This window comes from Pantoea sp. QMID4, assembly GCF_030270445.1.
Classification (GTDB): Bacteria; Pseudomonadota; Gammaproteobacteria; order Enterobacterales; family Enterobacteriaceae; genus Pantoea; species Pantoea vagans.
The window spans coordinates 168180-193065 of the sequence record NZ_BSXL01000007.1; the positions used below are offsets into that span (position 1 = coordinate 168180).

At 54.6% G+C, this 24886-nt stretch carries 29 protein-coding genes, 1 other RNA gene and 1 other annotated feature; of the genes, 18 read left to right on the forward strand and 12 right to left on the reverse strand.

All coding sequences use genetic code 11. The annotated features are described in order from the left end of the window. The first annotated feature begins 55 nt into the window (after positions 1–55). Both glnK and amtB read left to right on the forward strand, forming a co-directional pair. Entirely contained in the window at positions 56–394 is a 339-nt protein-coding gene (gene glnK / locus QSK07_RS16810; RefSeq protein WP_003850469.1) for a P-II family nitrogen regulator, read from the forward strand. 34 nt (positions 395–428) lie between these two features. Further along, positions 429–1715, forward strand: a complete 1287-nt coding sequence (amtB, locus tag QSK07_RS16815; RefSeq protein WP_013357006.1) for an ammonium transporter AmtB — start codon at positions 429–431, stop codon at positions 1713–1715. Between the two features lie 57 nt (positions 1716–1772). On the opposite strand, the gene tesB is transcribed toward amtB, so the two are convergent. Beyond that, the gene (gene tesB, locus QSK07_RS16820) at positions 1773–2636 is read right to left on the reverse strand and encodes an acyl-CoA thioesterase II (protein ID WP_285720915.1); all 864 of its coding nucleotides are present in this window, start codon (positions 2634–2636) and stop codon (positions 1773–1775) included. 190 nt (positions 2637–2826) lie between these two features. Here tesB and QSK07_RS16825 point away from each other — a divergent pair, with 190 nt between their 5' ends. Then, on the forward strand, positions 2827–3384 hold the full coding sequence (locus QSK07_RS16825; RefSeq protein WP_098051301.1) for a YbaY family lipoprotein: 558 nt from the start codon (positions 2827–2829) through the stop codon (positions 3382–3384). 1 nt (position 3385) lies between these two features. Here QSK07_RS16825 and QSK07_RS16830 read toward each other — a convergent pair whose 3' ends face one another. Beyond that, entirely contained in the window at positions 3386–3730 is a 345-nt protein-coding gene (locus tag QSK07_RS16830) for an MGMT family protein (protein ID WP_285720914.1), read from the reverse strand. 187 nt (positions 3731–3917) lie between these two features. Between QSK07_RS16830 and ffs the strand changes: the two genes are divergently transcribed. Continuing rightward, an RNA gene (gene ffs / locus QSK07_RS16835) (signal recognition particle sRNA small type) lies at positions 3918–4014 on the forward strand. Positions 4015–4152: 138 nt separating this feature from the next. Here the strand turns inward: ffs and hha are convergent. The 3 genes from hha to QSK07_RS16850 form a co-directional block, all read right to left on the reverse strand. Beyond that, positions 4153–4368: a hemolysin expression-modulating protein Hha gene (hha, locus tag QSK07_RS16840; RefSeq protein WP_003850458.1), complete on the reverse strand. Its 216-nt coding sequence runs from the start codon at positions 4366–4368 to the stop codon at positions 4153–4155. A gap of 24 nt (positions 4369–4392) precedes the next feature. Further along, positions 4393–4770 carry an Hha toxicity modulator TomB gene (tomB, locus tag QSK07_RS16845; protein ID WP_013357010.1) on the reverse strand — a complete coding sequence of 126 codons (378 nt, stop codon included), beginning with the start codon at positions 4768–4770 and terminating at the stop codon, positions 4393–4395. 147 nt (positions 4771–4917) lie between these two features. Then, positions 4918–5271: a hypothetical protein gene (locus tag QSK07_RS16850; protein WP_275219956.1), complete on the reverse strand. Its 354-nt coding sequence runs from the start codon at positions 5269–5271 to the stop codon at positions 4918–4920. Positions 5272–5600: 329 nt separating this feature from the next. Here QSK07_RS16850 and QSK07_RS16855 point away from each other — a divergent pair, with 329 nt between their 5' ends. From QSK07_RS16855 to QSK07_RS16865, 3 genes are read left to right on the forward strand one after another with little or no spacing between them, the layout of a single operon-like run. Next, entirely contained in the window at positions 5601–6269 is a 669-nt protein-coding gene (locus tag QSK07_RS16855; RefSeq protein WP_098053069.1) for a metal ABC transporter ATP-binding protein, read from the forward strand. Continuing rightward, positions 6266–7105, forward strand: a complete 840-nt coding sequence (locus QSK07_RS16860; protein WP_098051298.1) for a metal ABC transporter permease — start codon at positions 6266–6268, stop codon at positions 7103–7105. Before QSK07_RS16855 ends, QSK07_RS16860 begins: the two co-directional genes overlap by 4 nt. A 15-nt stretch (positions 7106–7120) precedes the next feature. Then, entirely contained in the window at positions 7121–7999 is an 879-nt protein-coding gene (locus QSK07_RS16865; RefSeq protein ID WP_098051297.1) for a metal ABC transporter substrate-binding protein, read from the forward strand. Between the two features lie 45 nt (positions 8000–8044). Here QSK07_RS16865 and ykgO read toward each other — a convergent pair whose 3' ends face one another. The 4 genes from ykgO to QSK07_RS16885 form a co-directional block, all read right to left on the reverse strand. Then, positions 8045–8185, reverse strand: a complete 141-nt coding sequence (ykgO, locus tag QSK07_RS16870; protein ID WP_098051296.1) for a type B 50S ribosomal protein L36 — start codon at positions 8183–8185, stop codon at positions 8045–8047. An 11-nt stretch (positions 8186–8196) separates the two neighbouring features. Continuing rightward, on the reverse strand, positions 8197–8451 hold the full coding sequence (locus QSK07_RS16875) for a type B 50S ribosomal protein L31 (RefSeq protein ID WP_033782196.1): 255 nt from the start codon (positions 8449–8451) through the stop codon (positions 8197–8199). A gap of 160 nt (positions 8452–8611) precedes the next feature. Next, a complete protein-coding gene (locus QSK07_RS16880; protein WP_098051295.1) occupies positions 8612–11767 on the reverse strand; it encodes a multidrug efflux RND transporter permease subunit AcrB in 3156 nt (1051 codons plus the stop codon). Between the two features lie 16 nt (positions 11768–11783). Then, positions 11784–12977 (reverse strand): efflux RND transporter periplasmic adaptor subunit, encoded by a 1194-nt coding sequence (locus tag QSK07_RS16885; RefSeq protein WP_275219953.1) that lies wholly within the window; start codon positions 12975–12977, stop codon positions 11784–11786. Positions 12978–13119: 142 nt separating this feature from the next. Here QSK07_RS16885 and acrR point away from each other — a divergent pair, with 142 nt between their 5' ends. Then, a complete protein-coding gene (gene acrR, locus QSK07_RS16890) occupies positions 13120–13758 on the forward strand; it encodes a multidrug efflux transporter transcriptional repressor AcrR (protein ID WP_275219952.1) in 639 nt (212 codons plus the stop codon). On the opposite strand, the gene rsmS is transcribed toward acrR, so the two are convergent. Genes rsmS through priC form a run of 3 tightly spaced genes read right to left on the reverse strand, consistent with a single transcriptional unit; the run spans position 13755 to position 14749 of the window. Beyond that, on the reverse strand, positions 13755–13907 hold the full coding sequence (gene rsmS / locus QSK07_RS16895; protein WP_275219951.1) for a pleiotropic regulatory protein RsmS: 153 nt from the start codon (positions 13905–13907) through the stop codon (positions 13755–13757). The genes acrR and rsmS overlap by 4 nt on opposite strands. 8 nt (positions 13908–13915) lie before the next feature. Then, positions 13916–14161: a GlsB/YeaQ/YmgE family stress response membrane protein gene (locus tag QSK07_RS16900; protein WP_285720913.1), complete on the reverse strand. Its 246-nt coding sequence runs from the start codon at positions 14159–14161 to the stop codon at positions 13916–13918. 57 nt (positions 14162–14218) lie between these two features. Beyond that, entirely contained in the window at positions 14219–14749 is a 531-nt protein-coding gene (gene priC, locus QSK07_RS16905; RefSeq protein ID WP_285720912.1) for a primosomal replication protein PriC, read from the reverse strand. Positions 14750–14806: 57 nt separating this feature from the next. Between priC and QSK07_RS16910 the strand changes: the two genes are divergently transcribed. The 10 genes from QSK07_RS16910 (at position 14807) to QSK07_RS16955 (ending at position 24542) form a co-directional block, all read left to right on the forward strand. Then, entirely contained in the window at positions 14807–15196 is a 390-nt protein-coding gene (locus tag QSK07_RS16910; protein WP_285720911.1) for a DUF454 family protein, read from the forward strand. A gap of 144 nt (positions 15197–15340) precedes the next feature. Next, positions 15341–15892, forward strand: coding sequence for an adenine phosphoribosyltransferase (gene apt / locus QSK07_RS16915; protein ID WP_275219949.1), 552 nt, complete (start codon positions 15341–15343; stop codon positions 15890–15892). Between the two features lie 158 nt (positions 15893–16050). After that, positions 16051–18120, forward strand: a complete 2070-nt coding sequence (gene dnaX / locus QSK07_RS16920; RefSeq protein ID WP_285720910.1) for a DNA polymerase III subunit gamma/tau — start codon at positions 16051–16053, stop codon at positions 18118–18120. Next, positions 17462–17523, forward strand: a sequence feature (DnaX frameshifting element). (Overlaps the previous gene by 62 nt.) Before the next feature lie 55 nt (positions 18121–18175). Beyond that, positions 18176–18508: a YbaB/EbfC family nucleoid-associated protein gene (locus tag QSK07_RS16925; RefSeq protein ID WP_003850423.1), complete on the forward strand. Its 333-nt coding sequence runs from the start codon at positions 18176–18178 to the stop codon at positions 18506–18508. Next, positions 18508–19113, forward strand: coding sequence for a recombination mediator RecR (recR, locus tag QSK07_RS16930; RefSeq protein WP_013357024.1), 606 nt, complete (start codon positions 18508–18510; stop codon positions 19111–19113). The genes QSK07_RS16925 and recR overlap by 1 nt, the downstream gene beginning before the upstream one ends. Positions 19114–19210: 97 nt before the next feature. Then, positions 19211–21085: a molecular chaperone HtpG gene (gene htpG, locus QSK07_RS16935; RefSeq protein ID WP_285720909.1), complete on the forward strand. Its 1875-nt coding sequence runs from the start codon at positions 19211–19213 to the stop codon at positions 21083–21085. A gap of 78 nt (positions 21086–21163) precedes the next feature. Further along, positions 21164–21394, forward strand: coding sequence for a hypothetical protein (locus tag QSK07_RS16940; RefSeq protein ID WP_098051288.1), 231 nt, complete (start codon positions 21164–21166; stop codon positions 21392–21394). A 71-nt stretch (positions 21395–21465) separates the two neighbouring features. Further along, complete coding sequence (gene adk, locus QSK07_RS16945; RefSeq protein ID WP_098051287.1) at positions 21466–22110, forward strand: adenylate kinase; 645 nt, start codon at positions 21466–21468, stop codon at positions 22108–22110. 113 nt (positions 22111–22223) lie between these two features. Continuing rightward, positions 22224–23183, forward strand: coding sequence for a ferrochelatase (gene hemH, locus QSK07_RS16950; protein ID WP_098051286.1), 960 nt, complete (start codon positions 22224–22226; stop codon positions 23181–23183). A 57-nt stretch (positions 23184–23240) separates the two neighbouring features. Continuing rightward, a complete protein-coding gene (locus QSK07_RS16955; RefSeq protein ID WP_098051285.1) occupies positions 23241–24542 on the forward strand; it encodes an inosine/guanosine kinase in 1302 nt (433 codons plus the stop codon). Positions 24543–24886: the final 344 nt, after the last annotated feature.

Consider the following 24886-nt stretch of genomic DNA (forward strand, 5'->3'; position numbering starts at 1 on the left):
CTTATATCCCTGCGTGTCCGTAAACGTTACCTATTTATTCGCTGGAGGGGATCCAATGAAGCTGGTTACCGTCGTAATTAAGCCATTCAAACTGGAGGATGTACGTGAAGCTTTATCCTCTATCGGCATTCAGGGACTGACCGTCTCCGAAGTGAAAGGTTTTGGTCGTCAGAAAGGCCATGCAGAGCTCTATCGTGGCGCAGAGTACAGCGTGAACTTCCTGCCAAAGGTCAAAATTGATATCGCGATTGCCGACGATCAGTTAGACGAAGTGGTGGATGTCATCAGTAAAGCGGCCTACACCGGCAAAATTGGCGACGGTAAAATTTTCGTGGCTGAACTGCAGCGCGTCATCCGTATTCGTACCGGTGAGACTGACGAAGCCGCTCTGTAATTAAGACTCAGTACTGTGATGGGATGGAATAAAAATGAATAAAATTTTCACTAAGCTGGGCCTCACCAGCCTGGCACTGTTACCCTCACTCGCAATGGCTGCGCCTGCCGTTGCGGACAAGGCTGATAACGCATTTATGATGATTTGCACCGCGCTGGTGCTGTTTATGTCAATTCCGGGTATTGCGCTGTTTTACGGCGGTCTGATTCGTGGCAAAAACGTTCTGTCGATGCTGACGCAGGTTGCTGTGACCTTCTCGCTGGTCTGCGTGCTGTGGGTGGTCTACGGCTATTCACTGGCCTTCAGTGAAGGCAATGCCTTCTTTGGCGGCTTTGGCTGGGCCATGCTGAAAAACATTCAGCTCACCGCCGTTATGGGCAGTTTCTATCAGTATATCCACGTAGCATTCCAGGCCTCGTTTGCCTGTATTACCGTGGGCCTGATTGTTGGTGCCATTGCAGAACGTATCCGTTTCTCTGCCGTACTGATCTTCGTCGGTGTCTGGCTGACGCTGTCATATTTACCTATCGCACACATGGTCTGGGCGGGCGGTTTCCTGGCTCAGGATGGCGCTCTGGACTTCGCTGGCGGTACCGTGGTGCACATCAACGCCGCTGTCGCAGGTCTGGTGGGTGCTTATCTGGTGGGCAAACGTGCGGGCTTTGGTAAAGAGGCATTCAAGCCACATAATCTGCCAATGGTCTTCACCGGTACCGCTATTCTTTATGTTGGCTGGTTTGGCTTTAATGCCGGTTCAGCTTCAGCAGCAAATGAAATCGCGGCTCTGGCTTTCCTGAACACCGTGGTGGCAACAGCGGGCGCCGTACTGGCATGGACCTTTGGTGAGTGGGCGGTACGTGGTAAGCCTTCACTACTGGGTGCCTGCTCAGGCTTTATTGCGGGTCTGGTCGCGATTACACCAGCCTGTGGTTATGTCGGCGTTGGCGGTGCATTAATCATCGGTCTGGTTGGTGGCCTGGCGGGACTGTGGGGCGTCACCACCCTGAAAAAATGGCTGCGCGTCGATGACCCGTGCGATGTATTCGGTGTGCATGGCGTCTGCGGTATTGTCGGCTGTATCCTGACGGGCGTGTTTGCTTCCTCTTCACTGGGCGGCGTCGGTTATGCTCAGGGCGTTACCATGGGCCATCAGGTCTGGGTGCAGCTCTTCAGCGTGGGTCTGACGATTGTCTGGTCCGGCGTTGTCGCTTTCATCGGCTTCAAGCTGGCCGATCTGATTGTCGGACTGCGCGTACCGGAAGAGCATGAACGTGAAGGTCTGGATGTAAACAGCCACGGCGAAAATGCTTACAACCAGTAATGGACAGGTACTGATATGAATAATCGGGGGCGAGCAATCGCCCCTTTTTTTTATTCTCTATTCGCTGCGCTGGCGCATTACCCCTTCCTGAACTGTTGAGGCTACCAGCACACCTTGCTGATTGTAGAACTCGCCGCGGACAAAACCGCGTGCACCAGAAGCTGAGGTACTGACCACGCTGTAGAGCAGCCATTCAGTGAAGTCGAATGGGCGATGGAACCACATAGAGTGGTCAATAGTAGCGACCTGCATATCCGGCTCTAAAAAGCCTTTGCCATGCGGCTGCAGCGCGACCGGCAGGAAATTGAGGTCGGACGCATAGCCGAGCAGGTACTGATGGATACGCAGGTCAGCGGGCAGGGGGCCGGTGGCACGGATCCAGACCTGACGCTCCGGTTTATCCACATGCCCACGAAGCGGGTTATGAATCTGCACCGGGCGAATCTCCAGCGGACGTTCAGCAATGAATTTCTCGCGTAACTTTTCTGGCAACAGATGCGCCATTTTCTGTGCCATCGCCTGTTCGGTTAACAGGTTCTCTGGCCCCGCCACCTGTGGCATCGGGTTCTGATGTTCAAATCCGCTTTCCGGTGACTGGAAAGAGGCCGTCATATAAAAAATCGGCTGGCCATTCTGAATGGCGCTAACCCTGCGTGCGCTGAAACTTTTGCCATCACGCAGCGTTTCAACATCATAGATAATCGCTTTCTGGCTATCGCCGGGCCGCAAAAAATAACTGTGAAATGAGTGAATAATGCGATCTTCCGCGACGGTTTGCTTTGCGGCATAGAGTGCCTGACCCACCACCTGACCGCCAAACACCTGGCGCAGTCCCAGATCTTCGCTCTGGCCGCGATATAAATCCTCTTCCAGTTTTTCCAGATTCAATAAATTCAGCAGATTTTGCAGTGCCTGACTCATGGCGCATTCCTCAATATAGTGACCCGTTCAGTGTGAAAGATCGGACCAGTTGACGTCAATCAGACTTTCCGCTTTGCCTGTGCCAGGCAAAATTTCATTTTTGTGCCAATATTAAGCACATACGGCGAGTGAAGCGCTGTAAGCAGGATTCGCTGCCGACAATCATTTTGATCAAATGGAGACGACATCAATGAAACTCAGGCATGTGTTCAGTGGGGTAGTTATTGCGGTTGCTGTTGCGGGATGTGCCGACAAGAGTAAACCCGTGCCAACGCCAACGCTGGGTTCTGCAGTTGCAGGACAGACGGCCGCGATTGCGCAGCCAAACGTAAGTGGTTCAGTCTTTATTCGCCAGCGCATTGCGCTGCCGCCGGATGCGGTATTAACCGTGACGCTTTCTGATGCCTCGGTATCCGACGCTCCATCAAAAGTGCTGTCGCAGCGCGTGGTGCGTACTGAAGGCAAACAGGCACCGTTCCAGTTTGTATTACCGTTTAACCCGGCCGACATTCAGCCCAACGCGCGCATTCTGTTAAGCGCAGCCATCTCAATAGACGGCAAGCTGGCCTTTGTCACTGAAGGCGTGAAGCCGGTCATCAACCAGGGCGGTACCAAAGCTGAACTGCTGCTGGTACCGGTACCGTCAGTAGCCATGCCAACCCAGCCGGGCGCAGCGACGACTGTTCCGTCGACTTCACCCACTCAGGTGACGCCATCGGCTGCTGTTCCGGCATCAACACGTATTTAATTTATCGGGGCGACGTTGTCGCCCCTTTTTCCTGCCTGAAATTCCAGCGATAAATTTCAAGATCGAGCTGTCCCTCATCACTTACCGCTATTCCTTCTGCTTCCAGTGCATCCCGCTGCCGCAACAGACTGTCGCCCTGTAGTGAGATAGTACCGTGACGATTGACGACACGATGCCAGGGAAGCGTGGTGCCTTCTGGTAACCGGCTCAGTACACCGCCCACCTGACGTGCCGCGCGCGGGGAACCCGCCAGTCGCGCAACATCACCATAGGTCGCGACGTGGCCATAGGGAATGGCGGCAACAATTTGCCAGATACGTTGCCGGAAAGAGTCAGGCTGATCCATGTGCTTATTTCGTCTGCTTTTTTCATCAGGAATAGGGTTTTAACTTTAGCATGGGAAGGCCCAAGAGACAGTGCCAGCGCGGTGGTTGTTCAAGAAAACAACGGTTGTCCCGACTACGCTTGCAATTGCCACCTCCTTCCCAGATAATGCCCCCGCTCTCGTAAAGAGGGCTTGTCAATGGGGGCCCTGTTGGTTCTCCCGCAATGCTAGCTTGTGAACTCGGTCAGATCCGGAAGGAAGCAGCCGCAGCAGGTGACGCGTGTGCCGGGATGTAGCTGGCAGGGCCCCCACCATTTTCTCCCTCTGAATATCTCTTCTCCATAAACTGCAGACAGACAAAACCCGCCTGGGCCGATCCTTTGCCGGCAGGCAGGAATATCTGGTACTAAAGAGGAGATTAAACGTAGCAGCAATCCGTCAGATTAACGGACAAATTTCCATACTGAACCCGGAACTTTATCGTAGAGCTTGTTCATCGTCAGTTCCGCCAGACGATGGTCAGCTGCAGAGTAAAATACCGCTAATTCATCCTCTGGTAATTCATACTTATTTTTTTCAATGACCCTTTCCAGGGTATCCAGAGAGCGGCAACGCCGCAGTCGCATCAAATAATCGGTTTTGGTCAAGGTTTTGTTCATAAATAAACCGTTCTCATGTCTGTACTATAATGAATGGCTTGGTTGCTGGAGAAAAGCGCACTCTTCAGTAAACAGATTAAATAAGCGTTTTGCTGAACGTTGCCACCGTTGAAGATCCGGACTATTGATACCATAGTTGCTGAATAGCATAAAAGTATCATCAAGATATTCATCGATTTGCGAAATCAGCGCTTCATCTTCAACATGCTTAATTTTGTAATTCATGGTGAAAGAGGCAATGTGTTCAATCAAATCGTTAAGCTGCAGATTGCTTTCAGAAGTGGGGTCATTCACCCAGCCGTGATGGCTGTCGGTTAATGTTGCCATGCTGTCGTCAAACAGGCTCTCACACAGATATTTAAGCTGGGCAATATCATGCCGTTTCGGTGAGTATTCGTCCATCTTTTTCCCCTCCATAGCTAGCACAGTTGCCGCAGGGCGGCGATATTGGATAACGCGGCCAGGAAGCGATTATTCGGGCAGTTATTAAACGGGATACCTTAAAGATAGTGTAGAACCATTAGTTCTGCTCACCTCCATTACTAAATATTACAATTCATCGCCAGAGGAGGGCTGCTGATTGTCGATCACATCAAACTCAAGTGCTCCGGGCTTAATGTGAAAGTTTACCTGCTCAGATTGCGTCACGGTTTCATTTAGATCCAGACAGGGACTAAATAAATTCCAGTCAAAATCGTAAAGTAATTTAAAACTATTCATATCCAGGTATTCAACCGAAGCAATTTTTAAACTGCCTGGAACTAACTGTGCGTTCTGTGAGTACCAGCGTAAATCTCCCACCAGCAAATCTGTTATTTTGAGAATATTCCGCTGAATAATCTCTGCTATTTTTGCGCAGTCTGATTCGCCCAGGGCAATATCACATTCGATACGTGACAGCATATCTGATCCACTAATAACCGTTAATAAACCTATCATTGGTTTTCTGCAACTGCTTTGCAAGCCTGCAGAGCACAAATCTGTCAGCATCTGCGCGTCAGCCGGCGACTGTGCCTGCCAGCATCCTGTCGCAGGTCCTGTCGCTGTTTATCTTTTGATACACAATCACGCGTTTCCACTGAAGGGATATCCGGTATCTTATGTGTTATGTTATAACATATTGGTGAAGCAATGCGTCAGAGTGGATTACTTATGTCATTGGGTGGGCGGCTGAGTGTCGCGGTGCTATTTATCGCGCTGCTAGCTATGGCCATAAAATGGGGGATCAGCGCATGATCCGGTTCAATACGCTTCGTGCTGGCTATCAGGGACAGAGCGTAACCCCGCCGGTTTCCGGGCAGCTTGCAGCTGGCTCGATGACAGCCTTAGTCGGTGCTAACGGCAGTGGCAAATCAACCTTGCTAAAAACCATTGCGGGTTTGTTGCCACCGATAGCCGGACGTTGTGAATTGCAGGTTTCGCGTCGGGATATCGGCTGGATGCCGCAGCGTACAGAACTTGAAATCCGTTTTCCCCTGACAGTATTTGAACTGGTCTCCATAGGCTGCTGGCCGCGCTGCGGCTGGTTCGGCGGTATTAACCGGGTACTACGCCGGGAAATCTGGCAGGCGCTGGAGGCCGTTCAGATGGGTGATTATGCAGATGCGCAGCCCGCGACTTTATCAGGCGGACAACTTCAGCGTGTATTGTTTGCGCGGCTGATGTTGCAGCGCAGCCAGCTCTGGCTGCTGGATGAGCCTTTCAACGGCATTGACAGCCAGACCGTGACATTACTGATGTCGATCCTTGAGCAGCAACAGCTGGCCGGCACAACTCTGCTGGTGGTGCTGCACGATCGTCCGCTGGTGGCGCGCTACTTCAGTAACGTGATGTCGATGGATAACCGTGAGGTCAACTGCACCAGCCAGCCCGCTATCCCTTTGCGGAGTTGTGCGCCGTGACCCTGATGCAGCCTTTTATTGAGTTTGGTTTTATGCGACGCGCGCTGGTGGCCTGCTTTGCACTGGCGGTCAGCGCTACGCCGCTCGGCGTGTTCCTTTCACTGCGCCGGATGAGCCTGATTGGTGATGCCTTATCACATGCAGTGCTGCCCGGTGCCGCTATTGGCTATCTGATTTCCGGCCTGTCACTGGTTGCGATGGGAATCGGCGGCCTGATCGCCGGTTTAGCCGTGGCGCTGCTTTCTGGTGCGGTCAGTCGCTATACGCCTCTGAAAGAAGATGCCAGTTTTGCCGGGTTCTATCTTGGCTCCCTGGCGCTGGGTGTCACGCTGGTCTCATTACGCGGCTCAAGCGTGGATCTGCTGCATGTTCTGTTTGGCTCGCTGCTGGCGGTGGATAACGCCGCGCTGCTGCTGGTCGGCGGCATCGCCGCCTTTACGCTAACTGTTCTGGCGATCATCTATCGTCCGCTGGTCATCGACGCATTTGACGGTGACTTTCTGCGGGCGCAGGGGAAATGGAGCGCGCCGCTGGTGCATGGTCTGTTTTTAATGCTGGTGGTGCTGAATCTGGTCGCGGGCTTTCAGGTTCTGGGCACGCTGATGTCGGTGGGACTGATGATGCTGCCCGCCGCCAGCGCCCGTTTCTGGAGCCGTCATCTTGCCGCAATGCTGGTGATTGCCATTTTCCTGGCAATGATTTCAGCGCTGGCGGGACTGATGCTTTCCTGGCACTTTTCATTGCCGGCCGGCCCCGCTGTGGTGCTGAGCGCCGCTATGCTGTTTTTCCTCTCCATTCTTGCAGGGCCGTGCGGCGGAATTTTGCGCCGCCATTAATCTTAAGGGGTATCTATGAAGAAATTACCGGTTAGCCTGGCGATCGCGACGCTGTTTGCCACGCCTTTTGCGATGGCAAAAACGGTGGATGTAGTGGCCAGCTTTACTGTGCTGGCAGACATCGTTAAGCAGGTCGGCGGCGATCACGTCAACGTGAAAAGCCTGGTGGGGCCGAATGGCGATCCTCATACGTTTGAACCCACGCCACAGGACAGTCAGGCACTGGCAAAGGCCGATCTGGTTTTTGTCAGTGGACTGGGACTGGAAGGGTGGATGGATCGGCTGGTGAGTGCCTCCGGATATCGCGGCCAGCCCGTAGTGGCCTCGGCTGGAGTCACCACCCGCAGCATGGAGGAGGAGGGCAAAACGGTTACCGATCCTCACGCCTGGAACAGCATGCAGAACGGCGTGATCTATGCCACTAACGTAATGAATGCACTGGTCAAAGCCGATCCTGAAGATGCCGCGGCCATTCGTCAGCGTGGTCAGAATTACATTCAGCAACTGGAGGCGCTGGATAGCTGGGCAAAAACGGCTTTTGATGCGGTGCCTGTCGACAAACGGAAAGTACTGACCAGTCATGATGCGTTTGGCTACTTTGGACAGCGTTATGGCGTGTCGTTTCTTGCGCCAGTGGGGTTCTCTACCGAAGCGGAAGCGAGTGCCAGTGACGTGGGTAGTTTAATTACCCAACTAAAGCAGCAGCATATCAGCCGCTATTTCATCGAGAACCAGACCGATCCGCGCCTGGTTAAACAGATTGCCAGCGCCACCGGCGCTGAGCCGGGCGGTGAGCTCTATCCGGAAGCGTTGTCCACGGCCTCTGGCCCGGCAGCCACTTATCAGGTGGCCTTTAAACATAACGTGAATGCGATGCTGAAGAGCATGCGCTAAGCATAAAAAAGGCCGGGCAAGCCCGGCCAGTCATCACGACACACACTAGCGTTTTTTCTTCCTTCCCTGTACGGCTTTAAAGCGTGGATTCGTTTTACAGATCACGTAAATCCGGCCTTTGCGGCGCACCACTTTACAATCCCGATGACGAAGTTTTGCTGAACGCAGCGAGCTTAATACCTGCATGAATCTTTTCCTTATTTACGGCCAAGAAAGCGCCCAAACCGCTGGTTGAAGCGCGCGGTACTGCCCTCTTTAGCAAAATCTTTCTGTTTGCCGGTGTAGAAAACGTGTGAAGCCGACGACACATCCAGCGTGACGTAGGGCAACGTTTCACCTTCAAACTCTACGGTGCGATCGGTTTTGATGGTCGAACCGATTTTGAAATAAACGTCAGCTGATGTGTCATGGAAGACCACGTGACGATAGTGAGGATGAATGTTCGCTTTCATAATATTCGCCTGTGTAATGTTATACTATAACAATAGTATGCGCCGCCCTGACCAGGATTGCAACGGGCAGTGAGTCAGTAAAAGTAAGGATGAACAAATGAGAAGGGCAGAATCGCAGGCATAAAAAAGGCCGCTTGCGCGGCCTCAGATGATTTACAGCTTAGTGAGTCTGGTTGTGCTCAACCGGATGACTGTGCGCTGATTCGTCTTTTTTCTTGCCAAAGCGGCGGCGTACCACCACAAAGAACACAGGAACGAAGAAGATCGCCAGTATGGTCGCGGTGACCATGCCCCCGATAACGCCAGTACCTACGGCGTTTTGCGAACCGGAGCCAGCACCCGTACTGATCGCCAGCGGCAGTACCCCGAGAATAAACGCCAGTGACGTCATCAGAATAGGACGCAGACGCATACGACAGGCTTCCAGCGCTGCTTCAATCAGCCCTTTACCCTCTTTATCCATCAAATCCTTGGCAAATTCGACGATAAGGATGGCGTTCTTGGTTGAGAGGCCGATGGTTGTCAGTAACCCCACCACGAAGTAGACGTCGTTACTCAGGCCACGCAGCGTGGTAAAGATCAGCGCACCGATGACCCCGAGTGGAACAACCAGCATGACCGAGAATGGAATCGACCAGCTTTCGTACAGTGCGGCAAGACACAGGAAGACCACAATCAGCGAGATGGCATAGAGCGCAGGTGCCTGGTTGCCTGACAGACGTTCCTGATAGGACATACCGGTCCAGTCATAGCCGATGCCCGCAGGCAGCTTCGCCGCCAGCTCTTCCATCAGGTCCATTGCTGCACCGGAGCTTTTGCCGGGTGCGGCCTGGCCCAGAATTTCCATGGCTGGCAGACCATTGTAGCGCTCAAGACGCGGTGAACCATATTGCCACTTCGCTGACGAGAAGGCAGAGAAGGGCACCATGGTTCCACTGCTGTTACGCACGTACCATTTACCAATGTCGTCCGGCAGCATACGGGAATCCGCATTGCCCATGACGTAAACTTTCTTCACACGACCACGGTCAATGAAGTCGTTTACGTAGGAGCCGCCCCAGGAGGCTGCCAGCGTGGTATTGATATCACTCAGTGATACGCCCAGCGCCTGCGCTTTTTCCTGATCGATAGTCAGTTTGTACTGCGGTGTATCTTCCATCCCGTTAGGGCGAACACCCACCAGCGTATCAGGATGCTGCGCAATCATACCGAACAGCTGATTACGTGCTTCCGTCAGCTTATCGTGGCCGAGGTTGTTCTGATCGATCAGCTCAAAGTCAAAGCCGGTCGCGTTACCTAGCTCGATAATCGCTGGCAGGTTGAAGGGGATAACCATTGCATCTTTGATCGCGCCCAGCGCCTGCATGGCACGGCCAGCAATCGCCGGTACTTTCATGTCGCTACCGGCACGCTCATCCCAGGGCTTAAGACTGACAAAGGCAATACCGGTGTTTTGTCCACGGCCAGCAAAGCCGAAGCCGTTAACGGTGAACACCGATTTAACCGTATCTTTCTCTTGCGTCAGGAAGTAATCCGTCACCTGATCCAGCACTTTCTGGGTACGTTCCTGAGTAGCACCTGCTGGCAGCTGTGCCTGAGCGAGCAGCAGGCCCTGATCCTCTTCCGGTAAGAATGAAGAGGGCAGTCGCATAAACAGAAACGCCATACCGACCACAATCAGCAGGTAGATCACCATATAGCGACCCGTACTGCGGATCATGTGACCGACGCTGTCGACATAGTGGTGGGTGCTTTTGTCGAACATGCGGTTGAACCAGCCGAAGAAACCGGTGGTTTTGCCGTGCTCGCCTTTTTTAACCGGTTTCAGCATGGTGGCACAGAGTGCCGGCGTCAGAATAAAGGCGACCAGCACCGACAGCGCCATCGCTGAAACGATGGTGATTGAGAACTGACGATAAATAACGCCGGTCGAACCACCAAAGAACGCCATCGGAATAAATACGGCGGCGAGCACCAGCGCGATACCGACCAGCGCGCCCTGAATCTGCTCCATGGAACGCTTAGTCGCTTCTTTTGGCGGCAATCCTTCTTCCGCCATGACGCGTTCGACGTTCTCTACCACCACGATGGCGTCATCCACCAGCAAACCGATGGCCAGCACCATCCCGAACATCGTCAGGGTGTTTATCGAATAACCAAACGCGCTGATAACGGCAAACGTACCCAGCAATACCACGGGTACGGCGATGGTAGGAATCAGCGTGGCGCGGAAGTTTTGCAGGAACAGGTACATGACCAGGAACACCAGCACAATCGCTTCGATCAGCGTTTTCACTACTTCGAAAATCGAGATCTTAACGAATGGGGTGGTGTCATACGGATAGACTACCTTTAACCCGGCCGGGAACGTTGGCTGCAATTTGGCCAGCTCGGCTTTTACCGCATTGGCAGTATCCAGCGCATTTGCACCGGTGGCCAGCTTGATACCGATACCGGATGCAGGCTTGCCGTTATAACGGGCAACGATCTCGTAGTTTTCTGCGCCGAGCTCAATTCTGGCCACATCACGCAGACGAACCTGAGAACCATCCTCGTTTACTTTGAGCAGAATTTTACCGAACTCATCCGTTGAGGTCAGACGGGTTTGCGCAATGATGGAGGCGTTAAGCTGCTGGCCCGGAACAGGAGGCGTACCGCCCAACTGACCGGCAGCGACCTGGGTGTTCTGAGTGTTCAGCGCGCTGATCACATCGACCGGTGTCAGGTTGTAGTTGTTGAGCTTGTGCGGATCCATCCAGATACGCATCGCGTACTGCGCACCAAATACCTGGGTATCACCCACGCCTTTGGTACGGCTGATGGGATCTTTAATGGACGACGAAATGAAATCAGAAATATCATTTTGCGTCATATTGTCATCGTCGCTGATGAAGCCCGCAACCATCAGAAAGCTGCTGGAGGATTTTTTGACCTGAATCCCCTGTTGCTGCACTTCCTGCGGTAGCAGCGGCGTCGCCAGCTGCAGTTTGTTCTGCACCTGAACCTGCGCGATATCCGCATCTGTTCCTGACTCAAAGGAGATAGTCAGGGTCAGCGTACCGGATGAGTCGCTGCTCGAGGACATATACATCAGTCCATCGATACCATTCATATTTTGCTCAATGACCTGCGTCACCGAGTCCTGCAGCGTTTTTGCATCCGCACCAGGGTAGGTCGCCTGAATCTCAATCGCCGGCGGCGCAACATTAGGATATTGCTCGATCGGAAGTTTGAGAATCGATAGCGCACCGACCAGCATAATGATGATGGCGAGCACCCACGCAAAGATGGGGCGATCGATAAAGAACTTAGCCATGAATCAACGGCTCCTGTTATGACGATGACTTGTCAGACTGCGGCTTTGAATCGGGTGCCGCTTTCGCATCGTCTGAGACTTCTTGTGGGGTTACCTGTGCGCCCGGCTTGGCTCGCTGCAGACCGGTGCTGATCACACGTTCGCCTGCTTTAACGCCGTCGGTCACTAACCACTTGTCGCCAATCGCCTGAGAGGTGGTGACCTGACGTGATTCAACTTTGTTATCTGCACCCACAACCATCACGGTTGCCTGACCCGTTGGCGTGCGGGTGACAGCCTGTTGCGGCACCAGCATTGCATTCGGGTTGATCCCCTCATCCAGACGCGCACGAACAAACATGCCCGGTAACAGCGTGTGGTTCGGGTTCGGGACAATGGCGCGCAGGGTGATGGAACCGGTGGTTTCATCAACGGTTACGTCAGAGAACTCCAGCGTACCGGTCTGTGCATAGCTGCTGCCATTCTGCATCAGCAGCGTCACGTTAGCTTTGCCATCGTTCTGCTTTAGCTGACCCGATTCCAGTTCGGAACGTAAGCGCATGAAATCTTCGCTCGACTGGGTCACGTCGACATACATGGGATCAAGCTGCTGCACGGTAGCCAGCGCGGTGGTTTGTGCGCTTTGTACCAGTGCACCTTCGGTAACAGAGGATTTACCGATGCGGCCACTGATAGGCGAAGTCACTTTGGTATAAGCCAGGTTAATACGGGCCGTTTCCACGTTGGCTTTTGCCACCTGCACGGCAGCATCGTTTTGCGCGGCAGTGGCAACGGCGGTGTCGTAATCCTGCTGACTGATATACCTGGTGCCGAGCAGCGGTTTATAGCGCTTGACGGTCAGCTGAGCGATGCGTGCATTCGCCTGAGCCTGAGTCAAATCGCCTTTAGCGCTGTCGTAAGCGGCCTGATAAGTCGCCGGATCGATCTGATAAAGAGACTGACCTGCTTTGACATCGCTGCCTTCAACGAAATTACGCTTCAGAATGATACCGGAAACCTGCGGACGGACTTCAGCCACACGATATGCTGAGGTGCGGCCAGGTAATTCAGTCGAAATTTTCAGGGGTTCAGTTTTAAGTGTCACAACACCCACTGCTGGCGGTTGCTGGGCGGCTTGTTCGGATTTATTGTTGTCACATCCTGTTAACAAAAAGCTGCCTGATAGCATCAGGACGGCCGCCAGAGGCGATAATCCTCTGATTTTATTCATAAATAAACCTCTAGTGTCCGATATCAATTGGCCAATGGATCACAAACTGAAAAACCCATTGCTGTGTCAAGTCGCAGGTCATGCTATGGTACATACATTCACAAATGTATGTAAACTTACCTGTTTGTAAAAAAAGCCCCCTATGGCACGAAAAACCAAAGCGCAAGCACTTGAAACGCGGCATCAAATTCTTGATGCCGCCATTATTCTGTTTTCGCAGCAGGGCGTCTCAGCCACTTCTCTTGCAGAGATTGCCACCGCCGCCAGTGTCACGCGTGGGGCTATCTACTGGCACTTCAAAAATAAAGCCGATGTATTACATGAAATATGGCTTCGTTGTGATGCTGGTCTGGACGATGTGGAACTTGAGTATCAGACAAAATACCCTGGCGATCCACTCTCAGTGTTGCGCGCAATGCTGGTCTATATCTTTGATGCAACAGCAAAGGATCCGCAGCGCCGCGCTTTGATGGAGATCATTTTCCATAAATGTGAATTTGTAGGCGAAATGTCGGCGCTGAAAAATATTCAGCAAAGCCTGCTGCTGGAGTGCTACGACAAAATAGAAGATGTCCTGCGTCAGTGCATTGAAGCCGGACAACTTCCGGGCAGTCTCAGTACGCGTCAGGCCGCATTTATCCTGCGTGGTTACGTTAATGGCATGATGGAAAGCTGGCTGTTTGCGCCCGAGAGTTTTGACTTAGCCGCTGACGCGCCAACGCTGGTCAATGCCTTTATCGATATGCTGCGTCTTAGTCCGACGCTGACTGCTCAGCGCTAAGCAGGTTGCCCATCGCGCTTGTTCTCGAAATCGCGCTGCACCATGGCCAGCGCTGAAATCACCGTTTCAACCGGCAGTTGATGCTCTTCCAGAAGCTGAATCAGATCCACTGCCAGTTTGACGTCGTCAGGGGCGTTTTCCAGTGACATCTCTTCTCCTAAATACGTAAGCGGGCGGCGACCAGCAGCATCAGCACTGCGCCGAGAATCGCCATGCCCAGCGCGCCAGCATGCAACGTTGCCAGCGAGCCCAGTTCAAAATAGGTGGCGGTATAGCCGCCAATCAGTGCGCCGATCATCGATAGCGTCAGCGTCGCCATCAGGCCGCCGGGTCGTCCCGGCATCAGCAGACGCTTCAGCAATCCCAGCAGTAGCCCGCATAGCAGCCAGGTCAGTAAACCCATGGTTCTTCTCCACGCAGAATTATACCCAGTATAGAAGCGCTTTTATCACGCTGCGCTTTATTCGCCGTCTTCACTGCCGCGCAATGACGAGGCCCACTCAACCGAGCGAATCGCCTGTCGACAGCGTGCCAGTCGTCCCTCCAGCGTTTCCAGATCATGCTTCAGTTGATGCTGTACCGCCAGCGTTTCAGCCAGTGCCAGCCGCTGCTCACGCTGATCGATCATCGCCAGTAAACGCCGTTCAAATTCACGGTACTCCTGATATCGGGTCGCGCGTGGGTTCTTTACTGGCTGTTCGCGTCGGGTACGCAACTCTTGGGTACTCGCCTCACGTTGGAGGGCGGCAATCTGATCGACCAGGCGTTCAGCCAGCCAGGCACTGCGGGCAAGGTCATGGCTAACATCGCATAATCGGGCGAAGTTCTGTTCCACCTCCTGCAGATAATCTGCCAGTCGCGTACCTTTGGTCTGGAATAGCTGAGTATCAAAACGTGGCAGACGGCAAACGCCATCGGGATGGCAGGCAATCTCCTGACGCAGGGCGATAAGGAGCTGGTGCAGGCGCTGTTGTACAGCGATCGCACTCATCGTCTGGCCCTGAGTTGTGCTAACGTACGCTGATGAGGAAAGAGCTGGGCGAGATTCATGCAACGCATTCTGTTATTAACCCTCGGCTGGCTGGCGATTGTGCTGGGGACGCTGGGCATTGTATTACCTTTATTACCCACCACGCCATTCATGCTGCTGGCGGCCTGGTGTTTTGCCCGTTCATCGCCGCGTTTCCATCACTGGCTGCTGTGGAAATCACCGTTTGGCCGCTATCTGCGTCACTGGCAACAGCATCGCGCCATGCCGCCGGGTGCCAAAGTGCGCGCTATCTGCCTGATAGTCGCTACCTTTAGTCTCTCACTTTTTCTGGTGCATCAGCTCTGGGTTCGCATCATGCTGCTGATCATACTGGCGGCGCTGCTGCTGTTTATGTGGCGAATCCCGGTGGTGGCAGAAACAGCGGACGCACCGCCACCGCCGCGATAAAGTTGCATTTAGCCGGTCATTTGCTTAGATTTGGGCGTCTTCGTGCGTGGCTTCCCTTTGTGAATTGACTTCCGCTGAGCCTTTTACCAGGTATTAGCGCTCCTGAAGCTGCGCGAAACAGAATTTTTTACCAGGCGTATCATTATGACCGACACTGCGCAGCAGCTTGAATTCATTAAAAACAGCATTAAAAGTATCCCCGATTATCCTAAGCCAGGCATCCTGTTCCGCGATGTCACCAGCCTGCTGGAAGACCCGAAAGCCTATGCCGCGTCGATTGCGCTGCTGGTTGAGCGTTACCGTAATAAAGGCATCACCAAAGTGGTGGGCACGGAAGCGCGCGGTTTTCTGTTTGGTGCACCCGTGGCATTAGGCCTCGGTGTCGGTTTTGTTCCGGTTCGTAAGCCTGGCAAACTGCCGCGTGAGGTTTACAGCGAATCCTATGAGCTGGAATACGGCACCGACAAGCTGGAATTGCACAAAGATGCCATCCAGCCAGGCGATCGGGTGCTGGTGGTTGACGATCTGCTGGCGACCGGCGGCACCCTTGAAGCGACCGTTAAACTGATTCGCCGCGCTGGCGGTGAAGTGAAAGATGCCGCCTTCATTATTAACCTGTTCGATCTGACCGGTGAATCGCGTCTCAATGCCCTGGGCGTTGAGAGCTACAGCCTGGTCAAATTCCCCGGCCACTAAGCCACGCTTTCGGCCTCGCCACCCGGCGAGGCCGTCATGCCTCCGGCGTCAAGATAACGAGTGCCAGCCAAAAGCGTAGCTGATAGACTACTGCAATCTTATACAGGGGTTGCAGAGCGTCTGCGCTCATCTTTCCATCCAACTTCGTCGAACTCCACATGAGCTATCAGGTACTTGCGCGAAAATGGCGTCCCCAGGCTTTTGCTGATGTTGTCGGTCAGGAACATGTTCTGACGGCGCTGGCGAATGGATTGTCTCTGGGACGCATCCATCATGCTTATCTCTTCTCCGGCACCCGCGGCGTAGGGAAAACTACTATTGCGCGTCTGCTGGCCAAAGGTCTTAACTGCGAAACCGGCATCACCGCAACCCCCTGTGGTCAGTGTGATAATTGCCGTGAAATTGAGCAGGGCCGCTTTGTCGATCTGATCGAGATTGACGCCGCCTCACGCACCAAAGTTGAAGATACCCGCGATCTGCTCGACAACGTGCAGTACGCGCCCGCGCGTGGCCGTTTCAAAGTCTATCTGATCGATGAAGTGCACATGCTGTCGCGTCATAGCTTCAATGCGCTGTTAAAGACGCTGGAAGAGCCGCCTTCACACGTTAAATTCCTGCTGGCGACCACCGATCCGCAGAAACTGCCGGTGACCATTCTCTCGCGCTGCCTGCAGTTCCACCTCAAAGCGCTGGATGTTGATCAAATCCGTCAGCAGCTTGAGCATGTACTGAAGCAGGAACAGATTGAGAGCGAAACCCGGGCGCTGCAGCTGCTGGCGCGTGCCGCCGATGGCAGTATGCGCGATGCGCTGAGCCTCACCGACCAGGCGATTGCCATGGGGCAGGGCGCGGTGACCAGCAGCACGGTCAGCGTTATGCTCGGCACGCTGGATGATGAACAGCCGCTGGGTCTGCTGGAAGCGCTGGTTGACGGTAACGGTCAGCAGGTCATGAACCTGCTGAGCCAGGCCGCGTCACGCGGGGTGGAATGGGAGGCGCTGCTGGTCGAGATGCTGCGCCTGCTGCATCAGATTGCGATGGTGCAACTGCTGCCGGCCTCGCTCAACGATGACGAAGAAAGCAATGCAATCCGGCTGCGTGAACTGGCCCGCGTGGTGCCGCCAGCCGATCTGCAGCTCTATTATCAGACCCTGCTGATGGGCCGTAAGGATCTGCCGATTGCGCCCGATCGCCGCATGGGCGTTGAGATGACGCTGCTGCGCGCTCTGGCGTTTCATCCTAAAGCGGCGGTGGCAGAACCCATTGCGCGTCCCGCGTTAACGGAACAGATGGCACCTGTTGCTCCGGCGCAGACGTCACCGGCACCACCCGGTTCTGCGCCTGTAGCACGACATACGACAGCACAGCCAGCCACATCGTCACCTGCTCAGACAAGGTCGCCCGTAGCGCAGCAGCCGATGCCTGCGCCGCAACAGCAGGTTGCCGCTCAGCCACAGATGGCCGCGCCCGATTCGGCTTCGCAGCCTGCGCCGCCACCGGATGCGGCACCTGACTCGGCACTCTCCAGCTCCACCAGCCAGCTCCTGCAGGCGCGCACTCAGTTGCTGCGTCAGGGAGCGAACAAGCCAAAAAAGAGTGAGCCGGCGGCGCCAGGTGCGCGGCCGGCCAACTCCGCGCTGGAGCGGCTGGCCTCGGTTACCGAGCGCAGTCAGCAGCGTATCCGTGATCGTGAGCCTGCCGCCCCGGTAAAAGAGGAAGCATACCGCTGGAAAGCGGTTAATCAGCCGGTTGAAGTGGCGGAGCCGGTGGCGACGCCTAAGGCCTTGCGTTCCGCACTGGAGCATGAGAAAACTCCTGAGCTGGCGGCGCGTCTGGCCGAAGAGGCGCAGCAGCGCGATCCCTGGGCCGCAGAGATTACAACTCTGCCGCTGCCGAAGCTGGTGCAGCAGCTGGCGTTAAATGCCTGGAAAGAGACAACTGAAAATGGTGTCTGCCTGCATCTGCGCAGCAGCCAGCGTCACCTTAATTCACTGTCGGCGCAGCAGGTATTAAGTGATGCGCTTAGCCAGCGTGCCGGGCAGAAAGTTGAACTCTCTGTCGTTGAAGACGATAATTCATCGGTGTTGACGCCACTGGAGTGGCGTCAGGCCATTTACGAAGAGAAACTGGCGCAGGCGCGTCAGTCGATCACCTGTGATACCCACATTCAGACGCTGCAGCGATTTTTTGATGCCGATCTGGATGAGGAGAGTATCCGACCTGTTTAGACACGCTGCTGCTATCGTAACGATAGCGTTGTAGCCTCAGCTGAGAGAGAAAACTATGTTTGGTGGTAAAGGCGGATTGGGTAACCTGATGAAACAGGCCCAGCAGATGCAGGACAAAATGGCCAAGGTTCAGGAAGAGATCGCCGCGATTGAAGTGACCGGTGAGTCGGGTGCTGGTCTGGTAAAAGTCACCATTAATGGCGCGCACAACTGCCGTCGCGTGGAAGTCGATCCCAGCCTGCTGGAAGATGACAAAGATATGCTGGAAGATCTGATTGCCGCCGCGTTCAACGATGCAGCCCGTCGTATTGATGAAACTCAGAAAGAGAAGATGGCGTCTGTCTCCTCAGGCATGCAGCTGCCACCAGGCTTTAAGATGCCGTTCTGATGCAAACCAGTCCACTGCTTGAATCATTGATGGAGTCGCTGCGCTGTCTGCCCGGCGTTGGGCCGAAGTCGGCACAGCGCATGGCTTTTCAGCTACTGCAGCGCGATCGCAGCGGTGGCATGCGGCTGGCGCAGGCGCTGACCCGGGCGATGTCGGAGATCGGACACTGTTCCGACTGCCGGACATTCACCGAACAGGAAATTTGCACCATCTGCGCCAATCCACGGCGTCAGCAGAATGGTCAAATCTGCGTGGTGGAAAGCCCGGCAGATATCCACGCCATTGAGCAAACCGGCCAGTTTGGTGGTCGCTACTTTGTGCTGATGGGGCATCTCTCGCCGCTCGACGGAATCGGTCCGGCGGACATCGGTCTGGACCGTCTGGAGCAGCGGCTGGAGAGTGAAACGCTGCAGGAAGTGATCCTCGCCACCAACCCGACGGTAGAAGGCGAGGCCACCGCAAACTACATCGCGGAGCTCTGTGGTCAGTATGGCGTTGACGCCAGCCGTATTGCGCACGGTGTGCCGGTAGGCGGAGAGCTGGAGATGGTGGATGGCACCACGCTGTCCCACTCGCTGGCAGGTCGCCAGAAGTTTAAATTTTAATCACTTGCCGGTGTTGTGACAGACACCGGCTTGAAATTCCTCCGGTCATCCCCACATCAACCTCAACGTTTGTTCAACCTGTTTTGTTGAGGTAGCAATGACCATGAAAGGACAAGAGACCCGTGGCTTTCAGTCGGAAGTAAAACAACTTCTGCACCTGATGATCCATTCTCTCTATTCAAACAAAGAGATTTTTCTGCGTGAGCTGATCTCCAACGCCTCGGATGCGGCAGATAAACTACGCTTCCGTGCGCTGTCAGATTCCAGCCTGTATGAAGGTGATGGCGAGCTGCGTGTTCGTCTCTCTGTTGATAAGGACAACCGTACCATCACGCTCAGTGACAACGGTATCGGTATGCGTCGCGATGAGGTCATTGAGAACCTCGGGACTATCGCCAAATCAGGCACCAAATCTTTCCTGGAATCCCTGGGCTCCGATAAGGCGAAAGACAGCCAGCTAATCGGTCAGTTCGGTGTCGGTTTCTACTCTGCCTTTATCGTGGCGGATAAAGTCACGGTGCGTACCCGTGCCGCAGGCGCATCAGCCGATGAAGGCGTATTCTGGGAATCCGCGGGCGAGGGCGAATATACCCTGGCGGAGATCGAGAAAGTCGATCGCGGTACTGAGATCACCCTGCATCTGCGCGAAGGCGAGGATGAGTTCCTGGACGCGTGGCGCGTGCGCAGCATCATCAGCAAATATTCCGATCATATCGCGCTGCCGGTTGAGATCGAGAGCAAAGATGACGAAGGCGAGGGAACGCACTGGGAGAAAATCAACAAAGCCCAGGCGCTGTGGACCCGCAACAAATCTGAGATCAGCGACGACGAGTACAATGAGTTCTACAAGCATATCGCCCATGACTACAGCGACCCGGTCGCCTGGAGCCACAATCGGGTGGAAGGTAAGCAGGAGTACACCAGTCTGCTCTACATTCCGGCGCGTGCGCCATTCGATATGTGGAACCGCGATCAGAAGCATGGCCTGAAACTCTACGTGCAGCGCGTCTTTATCATGGATGACGCTGAGCAGTTTATGCCGAACTACCTGCGCTTTGTGCGTGGTCTGATTGACTCGAACGATCTGCCGCTGAACGTCTCCCGTGAGATCCTGCAGGATAGCCGCGTGACACAGAGTCTGCGTGCTGCGCTGACGAAGCGTACCCTGCAGATGCTGGAAAAACTGGCGAAAGAGGATAACGAGAAATACCAGACCTTCTGGAATGAGTTCGGTCTGGTGCTGAAAGAAGGCCCGGCGGAAGATAACGCCAACCAGGAAACCATTGCAAAACTGCTGCGCTTCGCCACCACCCAGAGCGAGGGTTCAGCACAGACCATTTCGCTGGAAGATTACGTCAGCCGCATGGTGGAAGGTCAGGAGAAGATTTATTACATCACCGCTGACAGCTATGCCGCTGCGAAGAGCAGCCCGCATCTGGAGCTGTTCCGCAAAAAAGGCATTGAGGTGCTGCTGCTCTCCGATCGCATCGACGAATGGATGATGAGCTACCTCACTGAGTTCGACGGTAAAACCTTCCAGTCGGTCAGCAAAGCGGATGAGTCGCTGAGCAAGCTGGCGGATGAAGAGACCGAAGAGCAGAAAGAGGCGGAAAAAGCGCTGGAGCCGTTTGTTGAGCGGGTGAAAAATCTGCTGGGCGAACGCGTGAAAGAGGTGCGTCTGACCCATCGTCTGACCGATACGCCAGCGATTGTCACCACTGATGCCAACGAGATGACCACGCAGATGGCGAAGCTGTTCGCGGCGGCCGGACAGGACGTGCCGGAAGTGAAGTACCTGTTTGAAATCAACCCGGATCACCCGCTGGTGAAACGTGTTGCCGATACTCAGGATGAAACACGCTTTGGTGAGTGGATTGAACTGCTGCTGGATCAGGCGCTGCTGGCCGAGCGCGGCACGCTGGACGACCCTAACCAGTTTATCCGTCGCATGAATCAGCTGCTGACCGCATAACGGCAACAGGCCGGTGATTTTCACCGGCCTGTAGTGACAAATGCAGCATGGGTTCAGGAATCATACGCAAACACGCTGATGCTGCTCAGCATCAATCGCGAACGCGTTTATACCGTCAGAAGCATTAAGTTTTTCAGCAGTCTGAAGCCGGTGATGATCACCGGCTTTTTTTATGGCTGTGCGGCATCCCGCCATTTCTGCTCAGCACAGGCGGTAAATCTGAAAATGCGACAGGCCAGCCAGCCGGGTCGTGTTCAGGTCCATAAAGAAGGTAAAGTCATCCTGAGCGATCCTCGCCCTTCCTTGTGATGAGCGGGTCATAATGGTATGTTCTTCCGCTTCTAAGATAGATCAATGCGATTCGCAAGGGGATTTACGCAATGCGTATTATTCTGCTCGGAGCTCCGGGCGCAGGTAAGGGGACTCAGGCCCAATTCATCATGGAGAAGTACGGCATTCCGCAAATCTCCACTGGCGACATGTTGCGTGCAGCAGTAAAAGCAGGCAGCGAGTTGGGTAACCAGGCGAAAGCCATCATGGATGCTGGCAAACTCGTAACCGATGAGCTGGTGATTGCGCTGGTTAAAGAGCGTATCACTCAGGAAGACTGCAAAAACGGTTTCCTGCTGGACGGTTTCCCGCGCACCATTCCTCAGGCAGATGCAATGAAAGAGGCCGGGATCGCCGTTGATCACGTGCTGGAGTTCGCCGTACCGGACGAGCTGATTGTTGAACGTATCGTGGGCCGTCGCGTTCACGCGCCATCTGGCCGCGTTTATCACGTCACCTTTAATCCCCCGAAAGTGGAAGGTAAAGATGATGTGACAGGCGAAGAGCTGACCACGCGCAAAGACGATCAGGAAGAGACCGTGCGTAAGCGCCTGGTGGAATACCATCAGATGACCGCGCCACTCATTGCTTACTACAGCAAAGAAGCGGAAGCGGGCAACACCGCCTATCACAAAATCGACGGCACCCGTAAGGTGAACGAAGTGAGTGCCGAGCTGGCTGAGATCCTCGGCTAAGCTCAATGGGGCCGGTATCACTGGCCCCTTTTGCAGTAATTGCTTTTACCTCCCACTAATTCCGCTACAATTTCCCTGTTTTCACGCATCCCCGTTGTCATCAAGGAACTCAAATGAGGCAAGATAAGCCCGGCGTGTTATTGGTTAATTTAGGTACGCCAGACGCCCCAACCACACCTGCAGTTAAACGCTATCTGAAACAGTTTTTAAGCGATCCGCGCGTGGTCGATGCACCGCGCTGGCTCTGGTGGCCGGTTCTCAATGCTGTCATTCTGCCGTTTCGCTCGCCGCGCGTGTCGAAGCTCTACGCATCGGTCTGGATGGAAGACGGTTCTCCGCTGCTGGTCTACAGCATGCGTCAGCGCGATGCCCTGGCGGCACGGGTTGATATGCCCGTCGAACTGGGTATGAGCTATGGCAATCCGAGCCTGAAAAGCGCAGTCGATAAGCTGATGGCGCAGGGCGTCACCCGCCTGATTGTGCTGCCACTCTATCCGCAATTTTCCTGCTCCACCGTGGCCGCAGTCTGGGATGGCCTGACCACCGTCTTCAGAGGGTATCGTTCGCTGCCCGATGTGCAGTTCATCCGTGATTACGCCGAACATCCGGCCTATATCGCTGCACTGAAAGCGACCGTTGAGCGCTCGTTTGAGCGGCACGGTCAGCCCGATCTGCTGGTATTGTCGTTCCACGGCATTCCGCAGCGCTTCGCCAACGAAGGCGATGACTATCCGCAACGCTGTGCCGATACTACGGCGGCGCTGGTTAAAGCGCTGGGTCTGCGTGAGGATCAATACATGATGACCTTCCAGTCGCGTTTTGGTCGTGAGCCCTGGCTGATGCCTTACACCGACAAAACCATGGAAAGCCTGCCTGCCAAAGGGATTAAACATGTTCAGGTCATGAGTCCGGGCTTCTCGTCTGACTGCCTGGAAACGCTGGAGGAAATCAGTGGTGAAAACTGCGAAATCTTCATGCATGCCGGCGGTGAGAAGTTTGAGTATATCCCGGCGCTGAACGCCGATGAGGCGCATATCGACATGATGGTGCAACTGGTCGACGCACGCCGTTAAAGCGCGGGCGGAGAGTGTGATATCATTCCCCGCCTGTTTTTCCAGATGACATTCCCGATGAAATTTCCCGGCAAACGCAAATCCAAACATTACTTTCCCGTCAGCGCACGCGATCCCCTGTTACAGCCCGCTCAGCACGATGTTGATGCTGGAAGCTGGGTGGTGGGTATCGACCAGACGCTGGTGGATATCGAAGCCAAAGTCGATGACGACTTTCTCGCCCGTTACGGCCTGAGTGCCGGACACTCGCTGGTTATCGATAATGCCGTCGCGGAAGCGTTGTACAACGAGCTGATGCGCGATGGGCTGATCACTCATCAGTTTGCCGGTGGCACCATTGGTAACACGTTGCACAACTTCTCGGTGCTGGCCGACGACCGCTCCGTGCTGCTGGGCGTGATGTGCAACAATATCCAGATTGGCGGCTACGCCTACCGCTATCTCTGCAACACCTCAAGCCGGGTCGATCTCAACTATCTGCAGGGCGTTGATGGCGCTATTGGCCGCTGCTTTACGCTGATTGGCGAACATGGCGAGCGAACCTTCGCGATCAGCCCCGGCCAGATGAACCAGCTGCATCCGGATAATGTGCCGGAAGCGATGATTGCCGGGGCTTCTGCGCTGGTGCTGACCTCCTATCTGGTGCGCTGCGCCGAAGGTGAACCCATGCCACAGGCAACGTTACAGGCGATTGAATATGCCAGACGCCACAACGTACCGGTGGTGCTGACGCTGGGCACCAAACATGTGATAGGCGACAATCCTCAGTTCTGGCGGGACTTCCTGCGCGAGCACGTCAGCATCGTGGCGATGAACGAGGAGGAAGCGCTGGCGCTGACCGGCGAATCCGATCCGCTGCTTGCTTCCGATATGGCGCTGGACTGGGTGGATCTGGTGCTCTGCACCGCTGGCCCGATTGGGCTTTATATGGCGGGCTACACCGAAGACGAGTTCAAACGTAAAACCAACCATCCGCTGCTGCCTGGCGCGATTGCGGAATTCAACCAGTATGAGTTCAGCCGCGTGATGCGCCAGCAGGATTGCCAGCAGCCGCTGCGCATCTTCTCGCACATCGCGCCTTATATGGGCGGACCAGAAAAGATCATGAACACCAACGGCGCCGGAGATGGTGCGCTGGCGGCGTTGCTGCATGACATTACGGCCAACAACTATCACAGCCTGAATGTGCCGAACTCCAGTAAACATGCGCGTCCATATCTGACCTATTCGTCGCTGGCGCAGGTGTGTAAGTATGCTAACCGCGTCAGCTATCAGGTGCTGAATCAGCATTCGCCGCGTTTAACCCGCGGCCTGCCGGAGCGGGAAGACAGTCTGGAAGAGTCTTACTGGGATCGGTAACGCGGGTCGCCATAGGGCGTAAAAAAGGCCCTTCTGAACAGAAGGGCCTTAGATGACTGGCAACGTCTGGCTCGTTTAGCGGTGAGATCGAGCCTGCTTAGGAAACACGGTCAGATCGGAAAGGCGCTTAAGCCATCTCTGGCCGCTCATCCCGCGCGATTCCGCCCCTCATCCCTGAGTTGGCCCGTTGACGGGCCAACGCTTCGCGTTATTCAAAAACGCTCCCGGCGTTTTTATCCGGGCGGCGGGACGCTTTCCTCCTCTGCCCGTGTTCCCTGTGCATTGAGTTTATTCGTTGCGATAAAATTCATCCTGATTTGGATATACCAGTAGCCGGCGAGATC